This is a genomic window from Billgrantia sulfidoxydans (assembly GCF_017868775.1).
GTDB lineage: Bacteria > Pseudomonadota > Gammaproteobacteria > Pseudomonadales > Halomonadaceae > Halomonas > Halomonas sulfidoxydans.
Genome location: NZ_CP053381.1, coordinates 141,483 through 155,357 on the forward strand (window position 1 = coordinate 141,483; position 13,875 = coordinate 155,357).

The window sequence follows — 13,875 nt, forward strand, 5'->3', positions numbered from 1 at the left end:
AGCGTCATCTGGCCATTGCCTGTCACGCCTTCTCGACCAGCATGCGGCCGGTCATTTCCATGTGCATGGCGTGGCAGAACCAGTTGCAGTAGTACCAGTGCACCCCGGGCTTGTCGGCGACGAAGGTGACGCTGGCGGTCTGCTGCGGGCCGATCTCCATCTGCGCGCCGTGGTTGACCATGCAGAAGCCGTGGGTCAGGTCTTCCACCTGGTCGAGGTTGGTGATGACCACGGTGACCTCGTCGCCCTGCTTGACCTTGAATTCGGTCAGGCCGAACGTCGGCGCCACGGAGGTCATGTAGACGCGTACCTTGTTGCCGTCGCGCACGACCTTGTTCTCACGCTCGACGTTGACGCCATCGGCCTCGGCCATGGCGATGGTATCGGCGAAGAAGGGATCGTCGCGCCGCCATACGCGCACCGGGTTGATCTGGTCGGCGCGCACCAGGATGCAGTCGTGCGGCTCGGCGTAGGTCGGGCCGTCGTGCACCAGCTTCATCTCGTCGCCGCTGATGTCGATCAGCTGGTCGTTCTCGGGGCGCAGCGGGCCCACCGGCAGGAAGCGGTCCTTGGAGAACTTGCACAGCACCACCAGCCACTTGCCGTCGGCATCGCGCGACTCGGTGAGGCTGGCGTGGTTGTGGCCGGGCTGGTAGTGCACATCCAGCTTCTGGCGGATGTAGTTCACCTCTTCGCCGTTGTAGTGGCGAATGGCGTCCTCGATGTGCCACTTCGCCACCTGGCTGTCGATGAACAGCGTGGTGTAGGCATAGCCGCGACCGTCGAAGGTGGTGTGAAGCGGCCCCAGGCCCAGCTCGGGCTCGCCGACCACGGTGTCGCGCGGCTCGATGGCGTCATTGAACAGCTCGGGCAGCCTGTCGATCGCAATGATGGTCACGGTCGGCGACAGCTTGCCGTTGGCCATGAAGTACTTGCCGTCCGGCGAGGTGTTCAGGCCGTGCGGGTTCTTGGGCACCGGGATGTAGCGGGTCAGCGCCGAGCCCTTGCGACCGTCGAGCACCGGCACCGGCGAATCGCCCAGGGTCTCGTACTGGCCGGCGGCGACGGCGGCCTCGATCGCCTCGACGTCGAACACCACCACCCAGTCACGCTCGGCGCTCATGGTCTCGGAGAGGGTCATGCCCTTCTCGGAGTTGTAGCAGGTCGCGGCGACGAAGCGGCCGGTATAGTCGGCGTCGGTGTTGTCGAGGTTGCCGTCGACGATCACCTGCCAGGCCACGTCCATGCTCTCCGCGTCCACCGCGTTGAACATGGTCCAGTAGTTCTCCGGGTTCTCCATGTCCCGGCCGTCGTTGACCTGCGGGATCGGCATCTCGGCGTTGCAGAACACGTACTTGGTGTGCGGCACCTTCTGCAGGCGCAGGCCGTGGATCGCCTGGACGTTGGGAATGGTGGTGATCTTGTCCGTCTTCATGATGTCGAGACGGATACGCGCCACGCGGGTGTTGGCCTTGTCGTTGATGAACAGGTACTTGCCGTCGTAGCGGCCGTCGGTCATCGAGACATGGGGGTGGTGGCTGTCGCCGTTGAGGAAGCGCGCGGAGTCGCCGAGGATGCGCCGGGACTCGTTGCTGATACCCCAGCCGGTGGCGCTGTCGGCGTTGAATACCGGGATGCGCATCAGCTCGCGCATGGAGGGCACGCCCAGCACGCGGACTTCGCCGGAATGGCCGCCGCTCCAGAAGCCGTAGTATTCGTCGAGTTCCCCCGGTGCCACGCTGCCTGCTGCAGCGCCAGCGGCCTGGGCCTGACGGCTGCTCATCAGCGCACCGGCGCCGAAGCCGCTGGCCAGGCCGGCCCCGGCGACGCCGGTCACCGCGCTGTTGCGCAGGAAGTGCCGGCGACCGAGGTTCTCGATCTGCTTCTTGTCACTCATGGTTCAGTCCTCTTGGTGGGTCGGAATACGCTGCAGCCGGTCGACGGCCTTGGCGGGTTCGTGGAGCTCGACCTGGCCCTTGTCGCCCGACACGCGCGCCGCCTTCTCGTAGCGCTTGCGGCGCTTGATCATCGGCGGGCAGCGGCGGTCGTCGTGGTAGGTGATCTGGCAGTCGAGACAGTAGTGGCACTCGTTGGCGTTGATGTGGCCGTCGGGATGGATGGCGGCCACCTCGCATTCGTTGGCGCAGATCTGGCAGGGCGTGCCGCAGCTGCCGCGGTGGCGCTTGAGCCAGTCGAACAGGCGCAGGCGGGCGGGGATGGCGAGCCCCGCGCCCAGCGGGCAGACGTAGCGGCAGTAGGCCTTGTGCGTGAAGGCCGAGATCGCCACCAGGCCCAGGGCATAGAGCAGGAAGCCCCATTCGCGCTGGAAGCGCAGGGTGATGGCGGTCTTGAACGGCTCCACCTCGGCGTAGCGCTCGGCCTGCCCCAGCGAATGCAGCGAGACGGCGAACAGCGCCAGCAGGATGATGTACTTGATCGCCCACAGCCGCTCGTGCAGGCCGAAGGGAATCTCGAACTGGGGCACCTTGAGCTTGCGTGCGGCCTTGTTGACCAGGTCCTGCAGCGCGCCGAACGGACACAGCCAGCCGCAGAACACGCCGCGGCCCCACAGCAGCAGGCTCACCGCGACGAACGACCAGAGGATGAACATCATCGGGTCGATCAGGAACGACTCCCAGCTGAAGCCGGTGATCAGCGAGTTGGTGAAGGTGAGCACGTTGACCACCGAGAGCTGCGCCAGCGAGTACCAGCCGATGAACACCAGGGTGTAGACCAGGAAGCCCAGGCGCAGCGGGCGCATGATGCGCGGGTAGCGCACCAGCACGTCCTGGAACAGCATGATGCCGGTGAGCACCATGAGGCCGGCGCCGAGCACGGCGATCTGGAACGCCTTGTCGCGCCACACCTGGACCCAGATCGGCTCCTCCTCGGGCGGCACGGGCCGCTCGATGTAGGCCTCGGGCACGCTGTAGTCGGCGCTGAAGCGGCTGAACTCGGTGTCCAGCGGGCCCGAGGCGCGGCGCACCAGCAGCTCCAGCTGCCACGGCCGGCCCGGGTCGAAGGCGGCACTCTCGCGCACGATGAAGATGTCGCGCTCGGCGAAATCGGGCGCGCCCTCGATCGCCAGATTGCCCAGACGGATGTGGTCGCGGTCGTGGAAGCTGACGGTGGCGTTGCCCTGGCTGAGTTCCAGGCGATCGAAGATGCCGCCGCGCACGTAGCCCGAGCCCTTGAACGAATAGTCGCCGCGGCCCATCACCGCGATGGCGTGCTCGCCCTCGTCGAGTTCGGCCATCAGCCGCTCGTAGACGTTATCGCCGAGCAGGTTGCGCCCGGCGGTGGGCGGGTTGAGGTAGGTGTAGAACAGCTCGATGAAGGTGCGCTCCGCCGGCTGGGGCGTATGCAGGTAGTGCTCGGCGGGCGTGCCGACGAAGGTCTCGTCCACCTCGCCGTGGCTCAGGTGAAGACGGCGGATGGTGCCGTCGCCGGTGAGCGTTTCCCAGTCGGCGGGAGCGTAGACGTCCTCGAGCACCCGGGCCGCCGGCATGGCGGAAGGGTCGGCGATCAGCCCCTGCTCGGCGGCCACTTTGCGCGCGGCGCGCAGGATGGTGTCGCTGACCACGATGACGGTGACGGTGGCCCCGGAGATAGCATCGAGGTTATCGCCGACCTTGAGCCGATCGTTGACGTGGGCGCCCACATGCGCGTCGGCGAAGCCCTCCAGCTTGGTCTCGGGGATGCCCACCAGCATGATGGGCTCCTCGTGGCCGAGGATGTCGGCCAGGACGATGCGCCCCTCCAGGTCGATGCCCACCAGCAGGTTGACCGGCTTGCCCGAATAGGCGGGGATGGGGGCGATATCGACGCTCTCGAAGACGTAGCCCAGCGGCGTTCCCGTCTCGTCCTCCACCGTCAGGGCGGGCAGCGTGCCCTCGGCCTGGTTCAGGCGGGCCACCTCGGGGAAGCCGGGGCGAACCTGCTCCAACTCGATGGCCAGGGTCGGCAGGGAGAACAGCAGCATCAACAGACCGATCAGCCAGATGGGAGCCAGGGGAGACGGGGTGCTGCGCCGGGTGGGCATGGGCATTCCTTGAGACGGCTGCCTTGCGGTGAAGATCGCTCGCGTGGCGCTCTTCAACAGGCATGTAGAATATTTCTTTTGCGACTTGAAAATGCCCGGAGCGAATCTGACCAGGCGGTTATGGCGCTATCATGCCAGTTGATTCACTCGCTCGAATTGACATGGATCATGTCCCCCATAAGGCGGCTCGGCTCTGAGGGAGTAACCCCAAAGGGGTAGTAGGCGAGACGCTGCATGGCGACACGCAAAGGGGAAGCAGGCGCTGCGAGGGACAAGGCGAAGGCGGGGCGCATGACCGCTGATGCGGCATGGCGCCCCGCCTCACTGGCGGACTTGGCCGCCGGGGTGCTGGATCGTGGGGTTACATCACCGGCTCGACCAGGAAGTCAACCGCGGCCTGTACCTCCTCGTCGCTCAGGCCCATCTGGCCGCCCTTGGGCGGCATGGCGCCGAAGCCCTCGATGGCATGGGTGTAGAGAGTATCGATGCCCTGTTCCACGCGGGCAGACCAGGCGTCGGCGTCGCCGCGAATCGGGGCGCCGGCGGCACCGGTCATGTGGCAGGCCATGCAGGCCTGATTGTAAACGGCTTCGCCGTCGGCCTCCGCCTGGGCGGTGGCGGCAAACGCCAGGGCGGCGGTGCCGGCGAACAGGGCGGCAGTCAACTTCTTCATGGTTTCTCCTGTTTCTTTTGGTTCACGGTGAAGCCAGTGCGGAGCGAGAGCTCGCTGACATCTGGTTACGTTAGAGCGCCATGACGAATCTTGGCACACTCAGTTGGAACTGGTGGCGATCTGCATCAAGCGGGCGAGTTGTGGCTGCCGCTTGCCGAGCATGTCGGCCAAGGTATATTGGTCGAGGACGCCCATGAAGGCGTCCATCGCCTCATTGAGAATCGGCTTGAGCCGGCAGGCCGGCGTGATGACGCAGTCGTTGCTGTCGCGGAAGCACTCTACCAGGCCGAGTTCGTGCTCGGTGGCCCGCACCAGTGCGCCGAGGGTGATCTCTTCCGGGGCGCGGTTGAGCAGGAGGCCGCCGTTCTTGCCGCGGATGGTGGTGATATAGCCGCGATGGCTGAGATCCTGCACCACCTTCATCAGGTGATTGCGCGAGACGCCGAAGCTCTCCGCGATTTCATGGATCGTGGAGCGCTCCTCGCCCTTGACGGCGAGATAGATGAGCACGCGCAGCGCATAGTCGGTGTAGCGGGTCAGGTGCATGGCAAGTCCGAAAGTGGCTTGATAAGCATCAATTAAAGTATGCTAGAACCTTCTTATCATAGCAGTGCTCACCTGATGGCGTTCGCTTCCTCGGGGTGTGGCATCGGGTCGCGTCAGTACGAAGGTGACAACGCAACAGAAGATCGCTGCCGTTGTGATCAGGACATGGTTGGGCGCGCTACCCAGCCATAGTAACAGCCAGCTCAGGGCCAGCAGAACCGCCGTCAACCACTTGGCACGCCTGGGAACGGCCCGCTGGTGCCGCCAGGCCTGCAGAATCGGCCCCATCCGTGGATGCTGCCACAACCAGTGCGCCAGGCGCGGTGACGCCTTGGGCGCCGCCCAGGCGGCCAGTAGCAGGAACGGCGTGGTCGGCAGTAGCGGCACCACCAGACCGGCGGCTCCCAGGCCGATACTGACATAGGCCAGTGTGCGCCAGCCAAGGCCTACCAAAGTGTTTCTCATGGCATCCTCGCGATAGGACAGCGAAGCGGTTTTCAGCAACGCCTCTAAGTAGTATTTTATATACATGTTTAATGTTCTTGCCAAGTCCGGCATCGATGCGGCCGACGCCGTTGCCCTCCGGCTCCCCGCCTGGCGCTGGCTGTTCCCGCTGGCGGCGCTGCATGCCGCCCTGATGGCGCCGCTCTCCCTGCTGGCGCTGTTCCATGGCTGGGCGCCGGTGCAGCTGGCGTCGCCGGCGGCCCACGCTCGCGAAATGTTGTTCGGCTTCGCCCTGGCGGTCATCGCCGGCTACCTGCTGGGACCCCTGCCGCGGCGCCAGCTGGGCATGCTGGTGGCCTTGTGGCTGGTGGGGCGGCTGGGCGTGCTGGACTGGCCGGGGGCGGTCGTAGCCTCGCTGGCCGATGGTGTGTTCGCCCTGTGGCTGGCCGCCCGCCTGGTGCCGCGCTTCATCGCCGCCAAGAAGTGGCGCAACCGGCTGCTCTCGCCGCTATTGGGCATGCTCTGTCTGCTGGCGGTGGTGACCCTGACCTGGCGCTACCTCGACGACATGCCGACCACCGCACCCCTGATGCACCAGAGCGTGCTGTGGCTGGTGCTGCTGATGACCTTCATGGGTGGCCGTGTCATCGCGCCGGCGGTCAACGGCTACCTGATCCAGACTTGCCGTCAGGCCGGCGCCGGCGTGCAGCCGCGCATCGAGGGGGCGCTGATCGTGCTGCTGGGGCTGGCGGCCTTTCTGGCGCCGTGGGAGCCATTGCATCCGCTGGCAGCCCTGCTGGTGCTGGCGTCGGGCGTGCTGGTGCTGTGGCGCATCCGTGGCTGGCAGCCGGTCCGATGTCGTGCCAGGCCCGACCTGCTGGTGCTGATGCTGGGCTACGCCTGGATCGCCATCGGGCTGGTCCTGCTGGCCCGCAACTGGTGGGCGCCACAGCACGCCAGCACGGCGCTGCACGCTTTCACCGTCGGGGCGCTGGGTACGCTTGCCAGCGGCATCATGCTGCGCCACGTGATTCTGCGGGCGAAACGCCGCCCTGAGCAGGAATGGGCGCTGCTGCCCCTGGCCGGGCTGTTCGCCGTGGCGGCAGTGCTGCGGCTATGGGCGATCGAGGCCGGCAGCGCCTGGCTGGCGCTGCTGTGGGCCTCGGCCCTGAGCTGGGGCCTGGGCTGGCTGCTGGTGGCCTGGCGGCTGCGCCGCTGGCTGAGGCTGGTGGACGCGATGCCGGCCGCGACGCGAAACCGACAAACTTGACCCGAGACAAGAGAGGGGCGAGCTGTCGAGACGGTGCCAGCGGCCGGTGTCATACTCACAGGCATTGGCATGGCACGCTCCATGCCGTGGTTTCAAGAGGCTGTTCCGATCATGCAAGACGATCTGCTGTTCAACCGCCCGCTGGTGGAGAAGTACGACCGCCCGGGTCCCCGCTATACGTCCTATCCGACCGCACCCCAGTTCCACGCGGCCTTCGCCGAGGACGACTACCGTGCCGCCGCAGAGCGCAGCAACCGCGTCGCCGCGCCCAAGCCGCTGTCGGTCTACGTGCACATCCCGTTCTGCAAGAGCCTGTGCTACTACTGCGCCTGCAACAAGATCATCACCCACAACACCGAGCGGGCGGCCGAATACCTCGAGTGGCTGAAGCAGGAAATCCGCGTGCAGGGGGCGCTGTTCGACGAGACCCGGCGCATGACCCAACTGCACCTGGGCGGCGGCACCCCCACCTACCTCAGCAACGCCCAGCTCGGCGAGCTGATGGCGGCCCTCGATGAGGCCTTCCACTTCGCCGAGCCTGCGGCGCGGGAGTTTTCACTGGAAGTCGATCCACGCACGGTCACGCCAAGCCAGATCCACGAGCTGCACGGCCTCGGCTTCAACCGGCTGAGCTTCGGCGTCCAGGATTTCGACCCCGACGTGCAGAAGGCGGTCAACCGCGTGCAGAGCGAGGAGCAAGTCATCGAGCTGGTGGCCGCCGCCCGTGAGGCCGGCTTCCAGTCGGTCAGCGTCGACCTGATCTACGGCCTGCCGCTGCAGACGGTAGCCAGCTTCGACGCCACCCTGACGAAGATCATCGCCCTGCGCCCGGATCGTATCGCCGCCTACAGCTATGCCCACCTGCCGGAGCTGTTCAAGGCCCAGCGCCTGATCCGCCCCGAGGACATGCCGCCGCCGGAGCGTAAGCTGGAGCTGCTGGAATTGACCATCCGCCGCCTGACCGCGGCCGGCTACGTCTACATCGGCATGGATCACTTTGCCCTGCCCGAGGACGAGCTGACTCTGGCCAGGGAGAACGGCACGCTGCAGCGCAACTTCCAGGGCTACTCCACCCACGCCGACTGCGACATGATCGGCCTGGGCATCACCTCCATCGGCAAGGTCGGCGACAGCTACAGCCAGAACGTCAAGGAGACCGCCCAGTACCAGGCGCGCCTGGAGAGCGGGCGGCTGCCGGTGATGCGCGGCTATCGCCTCAACGACGACGACCGCCTGCGCCGCGACGTGATCAACGCGCTGATGTGCCACGGCCACATCGATTTCGCCGCCATCGAGGCGCGCCACGACATCGCCTTCCGCGACTACTTCGCCGATGCCCTCGGCGAACTCGAGGAGATGCAGGGGGACGGCCTGCTGACGATCCGCGACGACGCCATCGAGGTGCTGCCCGCCGGGCGCCTGATGATGCGCAACATGGCGATGGCCTTCGACGCCTACCTCAGGCCCAACGAGGGCCGCTTCTCACGGACGGTGTAAGCCACCGCAAAGGACCAGCGGCGTCTGGTGACGCCGCTCGGTTGCCGCTTGGGGGCGGCCTTGTACGCCTCTCAGGCAGGGAGCGAGAGGGGCAACGCCAAGGTTTCGCTTGTGGGGCGATACTTGCGCATGATGTAGCGCAGGCGCTGCATCACGTCGAGGTTGGCCGACTCCATTTTCGCCAGTGCCTGCATGGCCGCATGCGTCTCGCCGGCGTGGAACCGCCTGACGGCTTCGATCGCCTGCCGATGCACTTCGCGATGCGGCAGCTCCAAGGCGCGGAAATCCTCGTCATCGCGGAAGCGAGCGCTGCCAGTACCGGCGTAGTACCAGCGCCCCAGCGCACATTGGGTCTCGTCGGGCAATTCGTCCGCCGTGGCTGAAGAGAGCCCCATCAGGATGCGATAGACCGCCAGCTTTACCTCGAGCTCCTCCAGGTTGGCCAGTTCCACTTCGCTCAGCATGGCGGAAAAAGCCAGGGCCTGGCTGCTCTCCTCACTCAGCGACAGCAGATGCTCGGTTCGTTGCATCACCTGGCTGGCCTCGCTGCTCAGCCGCTCGGCTTCGCTGGCATTATGGTGCATGGTCGAGTCCACGCTGCCCGTCTGGGCGAGGATGTTGCCGGTCAATCCGCCGATCTGCTCGGTGGCACCGCCGGTGCGTGTGGCGAGCTCGCGGACCTCGGTGGCCACGACGGCGAACCCGCGCCCGGCATCGCCGGCACGAGCGGCTTCGATGCTGGCATTGAAGGCCAGCAGCGTGGTCTGCAGCGATATCTCCTCGATGAGATGCACGAAGTCGCCGATTCTGTCGGCATCACCGCGCAGCGTGCTGACTTGTTCGGCGGCGCGGCCGATACGCTGATTGAGGCCGCGCAGCTCCTCAACCATGCCGGTTAGGGCTTGCTGGCTGTGCCGCGATTCCTGTGCGGTATGGTCGCTCACGCGCTGGTTGCTGACGAGTAGTCCGGAAAGCTCCGAGAAGGACTCGCGCAGGGCGACCAGCGAATGGCCGAAGCCGGTGAGGTTGGTGAAGAGCTGATGGTGGATTTGGCGCTCCGCCTCGAGATTCTCGACGCGAGCCTGCAAGCGTTCTCGCTCCTGGAGGAGTGCTGCAGTGTCGCCAGCCCCGGGCTGGGCTCGTTGCCAGAGTCGCATGGCGTCTCCTGTCGTCAGGTAGGACTCATCGAATGGGGAGAGACGCCCGCCTGACGGCGGGCGAGGGGCGAGCATGAGAGCTTCAAACGCGTTCGAACAGCAGGTTGTTCTCCAGATGGATGTGCTCCATCAGGTCTTCGCGGAACTCGCGCAGGCCGGTATAGAGGGCACGCCAGGTGGTACAGGCGCCCTTGGGCGGGGTGATGTCGTCGGTGAGCCGCATCACCTGCTCGAGGTTCTCGCCGTGGTCGTCGTGCTCGTGGCGCATTACCGCGATCGGTCCCTGGGCCTGGGCGCCGAGGCCGCGGCGCAGCATGGGGAAGAGGATCTGCTCCTCCTTCTGCATGTGGCTCTCCATTTCCTGATAGATCACCAGCAGCAGGTCGGCGAGGCCGTTGGGGCAGTTGTCGCGGTCGCCGTGGACCTGCTCCACCCGCCGCGCCATGCGGATCAGCTCGGGGAGCTGTTCGCGGTGCACGTCGTGATAGCGGGTAAGAATGTGATCGATCAGCTCGTCGTTGCTGGCCTCACGCCAGTCGCGCTGTTCGCTGCTGACGGCCGGCAGCGCCTCGAGCTCGGCAATCAGCTTGTCGAGGCGCAGGCCGGCGCGCTCGGCCGCCTGCTGCAGGCTGATGCGCCCGCCGCAGCAGAAGTCGATGTTGTGGGTATGGAAGACACGGGTGGCGCCGGGCAGCGACAGGGCGATGCGGCCGACGGTCTGTTCGAGCAAATTCATGGTGGTACTCCTCGAAGGGTGAAGGACACCCTGCCTAGAGCAATCGGCGTGCCAGTTCTGACTTTTCAACAACTTGTGGATTTAATGGTAAAAAATACCCTGTTCAGGTAAGGTGTTTTTCACCTCGTTTGGGTAGATTTCACCATGCTTGATCACTCGCTTCTCGCCGACCTCGCCGCTGACCTGCCCAGTGCCGTGCGCCTGCAGCGCCTGGTGCGCACCCTGCGCGAGGGCTTCCGCTGCGGCGCGGTGTGCCTGCTGCGACTGCAGGACGACGTGCTGGCCCCGGTGGCCCTGGACGGCCTGGTGCGCGAGGCGCTCGGCCGGCGCTTCGAGGTGGCACGCCATCCGCGCCTGGCGGCGATTCTCGCCAGCCGCCGTTCGACCCTGTTTCCGCCGGATTCGGCCCTGCCCGACCCCTACGACGGCCTGGTCGAGCAGCAGCCCGGCGAGCCCCTCCACGTGCATGACTGCATGGGCATCAGCCTGCACGTGGAGGGCGAGACCTGGGGCGTGCTGACGCTGGATGCGCTGTCGGCCGGTACCTTCGACGAGGCGGCCTGCCTCCTGCTCGAGCGCTATGCCCTGCTGGCCGAGGCCGCGGTACGGGTCTCGCGCCTGGAGCAGGAGGTGCGGGCGCTGCGCATGGCGCACCAAGGCGCGCACGCGCATGCCGAACCGCGAGAGGGAGGCGAGATCCTGGGCCACAGTGCGGTGCTGCAGCGCCTGCTGCGGGAGCTCGACGTGGTGGCGGACGCCGACCTGCCGGTGCTGCTCAGCGGTGAGACCGGCGTGGGCAAGGAGCTGTTCGCCCGGCGCCTGCACCAGCGCTCGCCGCGCCGTGAGCAGCCGCTGATACAGGTCAACTGCGCGGCGCTGCCCGAGACGCTGGCCGAGAGCGAGCTGTTCGGCCACGTGAAGGGGGCCTTTTCCGGCGCCACCGCCGACCGGGCGGGGCGCTTCGAGGCCGCGGACGGCGGTACGCTGTTCCTCGACGAGGTGGGCGAGCTGCCGCTGGCGATCCAGGCCAAGCTGCTGCGTGCGCTGCAGAACGGCGAGATCCAGCGGCTGGGCGAGGATACCCCGCGCCGGGTCGACGTGCGCATCATTGCTGCCACCAACCGTCATCTGGCCGACGGCGTGCGCGACGGCCACTTTCGCGCCGATCTCTATCACCGCCTGTCGGTCTACCCGGTGGCGATCCCGCCGCTGCGCGAGCGCGACAGCGACGTGCTGGTGCTGGCCGGTCACTTCCTCGAGATCAACCGGGCCCGGCTCGGGGTGCGTAGCCTGCGCCTGGCGGCAGCGGCGGAGGCGGCGCTGCTCGATTACCCCTGGCCGGGCAACGTGCGTGAACTGGAGCACGTGATCAGCCGCGCGGCGATCAAGGCGCTGGGCCAGGGCGCACGACGCGACGACATCGTCACCCTCGTGCCAGAGTGGCTCGACCTGCCCGTCGGCCAGCCGGCCGGGGCCCCGGAGCCCTGCGTGCCGGAGGCGGCCGAGGCGGGGCCGACGCTCAGGGCGCAGGTCGCCGAGGTGCAGCGCCACGCCATCCGTCGCGCCGTGGCGGCCTGCGACGGTAGCTGGGCGAAGGCCGCCCGCTCCCTCGAGGTCGATCCCAGCAACCTGCACAAGCTGGCCAGGCGGTTGGGAATGAAGTAGCCTTCGGCTTTTCAAGACTGTCTGTCTGGTTATATACTGAACTATCTAGTATTCCATTTTTGAATATATCTTTGTTCCGGACGCTCATATGCAGCTTCAGTTCGAACGGGTCACCAAGTCCTTCGGCGACCTGAGGGTGATCGACACTTTCGACACCACCATTCGCGACGGCGAGATCGTTGCCCTGGTCGGCCCGTCCGGCTGCGGCAAGTCGACCCTGCTGCACATGGTGGCGGGCCTGCAGTCGGCCACCGAAGGCGAAGTGCGAGCCGACGGCAAGCGGGTCGAGCGTCCGGCGCCCGAACGCACCCTGGTGTTCCAGGAGCATGCGCTGTACCCGTGGATGACGCTCAGGCAGAACGTTGCCCTGGCGCTGGAGTTCCAGGGACGACCGGCGGTCGAGGCACGCCGGCAGGCCACCCAGTGGCTGGCCCGAGTCAAGCTCGACGGCTTCGAGGAGTACTATCCGCACCAGGTCTCGGGCGGCATGCGTCAGCGCTGCGCGCTGGCCCGGGCCTTCATCGCCCGACCCAAGGTGCTGCTGCTCGACGAACCCTTCGGCGCACTGGACGCCCTGACCCGGATGACGCTGCAGAGCGTGCTCAAGGAGCTGATCGAGGAGGAGCGCCCCACCGTGGTGCTGGTGACCCACGACGTCGACGAAGCGCTCTACCTCGCCGACCGCGTGCTGGTGTTCAGCCATCGCCCGGCGCGGGTGCTCGAGGCGTTCAACCTCGGCCACATCCCCAAGACCCACGACCTGTCCGCCTTCGCCGATATCCGCCGGGAGGTGCTCTCCCTGCTCGGCATCGATACCCAGGCCGAGGCAACCGAACGTCAAACCGAGAAAGGAGACGTGCAATGACACGCTGGCTCATCGCTCCCCTGCTGTCCCTGCTGCTCGCCGCCCCGCTGTCCGCTGCCGAATCGCTGCGGGTCGGCTACGTGCGCGTGATGGATGACGCCCAGGTGATGCTTGCCCAGGAGGCCGGACTCTACGAGAAGTACGGGCTCGATGCCGAGCTGATCGAATTCAGCTCCGGTACCGATCTGATCAAGGGTATCGTCGGCGGCCAGCTCGACATCGGCGTGCTGGGCTTCTCCAACGCCTTCACCTGGGCCGGCCGCGGCGCCGACCTGCGCATCGTCGGCGGTGCCCAGCGCGGCTACCACGCGCTGCTGGCCCGCGAGGATGCCGGCATCGACGAGGTCGCCGACCTGGCCGGCAAGAGCCTCGCATCCCAGAAGCAGGGCAGTACCGCGGACATCGTACTCAAGGGCGTGACCCTGGCCGATGCCGGCCTGTCGCCCGATGATCTCAACATCATGGGCGTGGCCCCCTCGGTGGCGGTGCAGTCGCTGGCCGGCGGCCGCGTGGATGCCGCCTTCCTGTTCGAGCCCTATGCGCGCATCGCCCAGCTGCAGGCGCCGGTCAAGGAGATCTACGAGATCGGCGAAGTGTGGCCCTTCCCGTGCATGGTGGTGATCACCTCTGCCGAAACGCTGGAGAGCCGCCGCGACGTGCTGTGGGCGGCGATGGACGCCCAACGCGAGGCGATCGACATGCTCGAGAACTCGCCCGAGGAGGCCGCGCCCTACATCACTCACTACTTCGTCAACGACGACGTGATCGAGGCGCGTGACGGCAGCACCGTTTCCAGCGAGGAGGTGATCGCCCAGGCCATTGCCACCAACGACTTCAGCGCCGAACTCACCGACGATGACATCGCGCGCATGAAGGAGCTAGCCGAGATCATGCAGGACCAGGGCATCCTCGACGGCGAAGCCGCGTTCGACGTGGATGCGCTGCTCGATCTCTCCTGGCAGGAAGAGCGCGAACTGTGA

At 66.6% G+C, this 13,875-nt stretch carries 12 protein-coding genes; 5 read left to right on the forward strand and 7 right to left on the reverse strand.

The genetic code is table 11. The annotated features are described in order from the left end of the window. Window positions 1–22: 22 nt before the first annotated feature. The 5 genes from nosZ to HNO51_RS00685 all read right to left on the reverse strand — a co-directional run bounded on the left by nosZ (window position 23) and on the right by HNO51_RS00685 (window position 5,726). On the reverse strand, window positions 23–1,897 hold the full coding sequence (gene nosZ / locus HNO51_RS00665; protein ID WP_197449181.1) for a TAT-dependent nitrous-oxide reductase: 1,875 nt from the start codon (window positions 1,895–1,897) through the stop codon (window positions 23–25). 3 nt (window positions 1,898–1,900) lie between these two features. Next, window positions 1,901–4,042: a transcriptional regulator NosR gene (gene nosR, locus HNO51_RS00670; protein ID WP_234283663.1), complete on the reverse strand. Its 2,142-nt coding sequence runs from the start codon at window positions 4,040–4,042 to the stop codon at window positions 1,901–1,903. A 361-nt stretch (window positions 4,043–4,403) separates the two neighbouring features. After that, window positions 4,404–4,715, reverse strand: a complete 312-nt coding sequence (locus HNO51_RS00675; RefSeq protein WP_197449182.1) for a c-type cytochrome — start codon at window positions 4,713–4,715, stop codon at window positions 4,404–4,406. Window positions 4,716–4,814: 99 nt separating this feature from the next. Then, complete coding sequence (locus HNO51_RS00680; RefSeq protein WP_197449183.1) at window positions 4,815–5,261, reverse strand: Rrf2 family transcriptional regulator; 447 nt, start codon at window positions 5,259–5,261, stop codon at window positions 4,815–4,817. Between the two features lie 42 nt (window positions 5,262–5,303). After that, a complete protein-coding gene (locus HNO51_RS00685) occupies window positions 5,304–5,726 on the reverse strand; it encodes a YbaN family protein (protein ID WP_209538252.1) in 423 nt (140 codons plus the stop codon). Between the two features lie 64 nt (window positions 5,727–5,790). Between HNO51_RS00685 and HNO51_RS00690 the strand changes: the two genes are divergently transcribed. Then, window positions 5,791–6,975 (forward strand): NnrS family protein, encoded by a 1,185-nt coding sequence (locus HNO51_RS00690; RefSeq protein WP_197449185.1) that lies wholly within the window; start codon window positions 5,791–5,793, stop codon window positions 6,973–6,975. A gap of 111 nt (window positions 6,976–7,086) precedes the next feature. Then, the gene (gene hemN / locus HNO51_RS00695; protein WP_197449186.1) at window positions 7,087–8,472 is read left to right on the forward strand and encodes an oxygen-independent coproporphyrinogen III oxidase; all 1,386 of its coding nucleotides are present in this window, start codon (window positions 7,087–7,089) and stop codon (window positions 8,470–8,472) included. Window positions 8,473–8,543: 71 nt separating this feature from the next. Here hemN and HNO51_RS21115 read toward each other — a convergent pair whose 3' ends face one another. After that, window positions 8,544–9,629, reverse strand: coding sequence for a methyl-accepting chemotaxis protein (locus HNO51_RS21115; protein WP_276571214.1), 1,086 nt, complete (start codon window positions 9,627–9,629; stop codon window positions 8,544–8,546). 82 nt (window positions 9,630–9,711) lie between these two features. After that, window positions 9,712–10,365 carry an iron-sulfur cluster repair protein YtfE gene (gene ytfE, locus HNO51_RS00705; protein ID WP_197449188.1) on the reverse strand — a complete coding sequence of 218 codons (654 nt, stop codon included), beginning with the start codon at window positions 10,363–10,365 and terminating at the stop codon, window positions 9,712–9,714. A gap of 144 nt (window positions 10,366–10,509) precedes the next feature. Here ytfE and norR point away from each other — a divergent pair, with 144 nt between their 5' ends. The 3 genes from norR to HNO51_RS00720 all read left to right on the forward strand — a co-directional run bounded on the left by norR (window position 10,510) and on the right by HNO51_RS00720 (window position 13,875). Continuing rightward, entirely contained in the window at window positions 10,510–12,030 is a 1,521-nt protein-coding gene (gene norR / locus HNO51_RS00710) for a nitric oxide reductase transcriptional regulator NorR (RefSeq protein ID WP_209538253.1), read from the forward strand. An 88-nt stretch (window positions 12,031–12,118) separates the two neighbouring features. Next, window positions 12,119–12,895: an ABC transporter ATP-binding protein gene (locus tag HNO51_RS00715; protein WP_197449190.1), complete on the forward strand. Its 777-nt coding sequence runs from the start codon at window positions 12,119–12,121 to the stop codon at window positions 12,893–12,895. Next, window positions 12,892–13,875, forward strand: coding sequence for an ABC transporter substrate-binding protein (locus HNO51_RS00720; protein ID WP_197449191.1), 984 nt, complete (start codon window positions 12,892–12,894; stop codon window positions 13,873–13,875). Before HNO51_RS00715 ends, HNO51_RS00720 begins: the two co-directional genes overlap by 4 nt.

Bases quoted from the DNA above. Each gene is read 5' to 3' on its own strand.
- nosZ (WP_197449181.1), bottom strand. From the start codon at position 1,897: ATGAGTGACAAGAAGCAGATCGAGAACCTCGGTCGCCGGCACTTCCTG.
- nosR (WP_234283663.1), bottom strand. From the start codon at position 4,042: ATGCCCACCCGGCGCAGCACCCCGTCTCCCCTGGCTCCCATCTGGCTG.
- HNO51_RS00675 (WP_197449182.1), bottom strand. From the start codon at position 4,715: ATGAAGAAGTTGACTGCCGCCCTGTTCGCCGGCACCGCCGCCCTGGCG.
- HNO51_RS00680 (WP_197449183.1), bottom strand. From the start codon at position 5,261: ATGCACCTGACCCGCTACACCGACTATGCGCTGCGCGTGCTCATCTAT.
- HNO51_RS00685 (WP_209538252.1), bottom strand. From the start codon at position 5,726: ATGAGAAACACTTTGGTAGGCCTTGGCTGGCGCACACTGGCCTATGTC.
- HNO51_RS00690 (WP_197449185.1), top strand. From the start codon at position 5,791: ATGTTTAATGTTCTTGCCAAGTCCGGCATCGATGCGGCCGACGCCGTT.
- hemN (WP_197449186.1), top strand. From the start codon at position 7,087: ATGCAAGACGATCTGCTGTTCAACCGCCCGCTGGTGGAGAAGTACGAC.
- HNO51_RS21115 (WP_276571214.1), bottom strand. From the start codon at position 9,629: ATGCGACTCTGGCAACGAGCCCAGCCCGGGGCTGGCGACACTGCAGCA.
- ytfE (WP_197449188.1), bottom strand. From the start codon at position 10,365: ATGAATTTGCTCGAACAGACCGTCGGCCGCATCGCCCTGTCGCTGCCC.
- norR (WP_209538253.1), top strand. From the start codon at position 10,510: ATGCTTGATCACTCGCTTCTCGCCGACCTCGCCGCTGACCTGCCCAGT.
- HNO51_RS00715 (WP_197449190.1), top strand. From the start codon at position 12,119: ATGCAGCTTCAGTTCGAACGGGTCACCAAGTCCTTCGGCGACCTGAGG.
- HNO51_RS00720 (WP_197449191.1), top strand. From the start codon at position 12,892: ATGACACGCTGGCTCATCGCTCCCCTGCTGTCCCTGCTGCTCGCCGCC.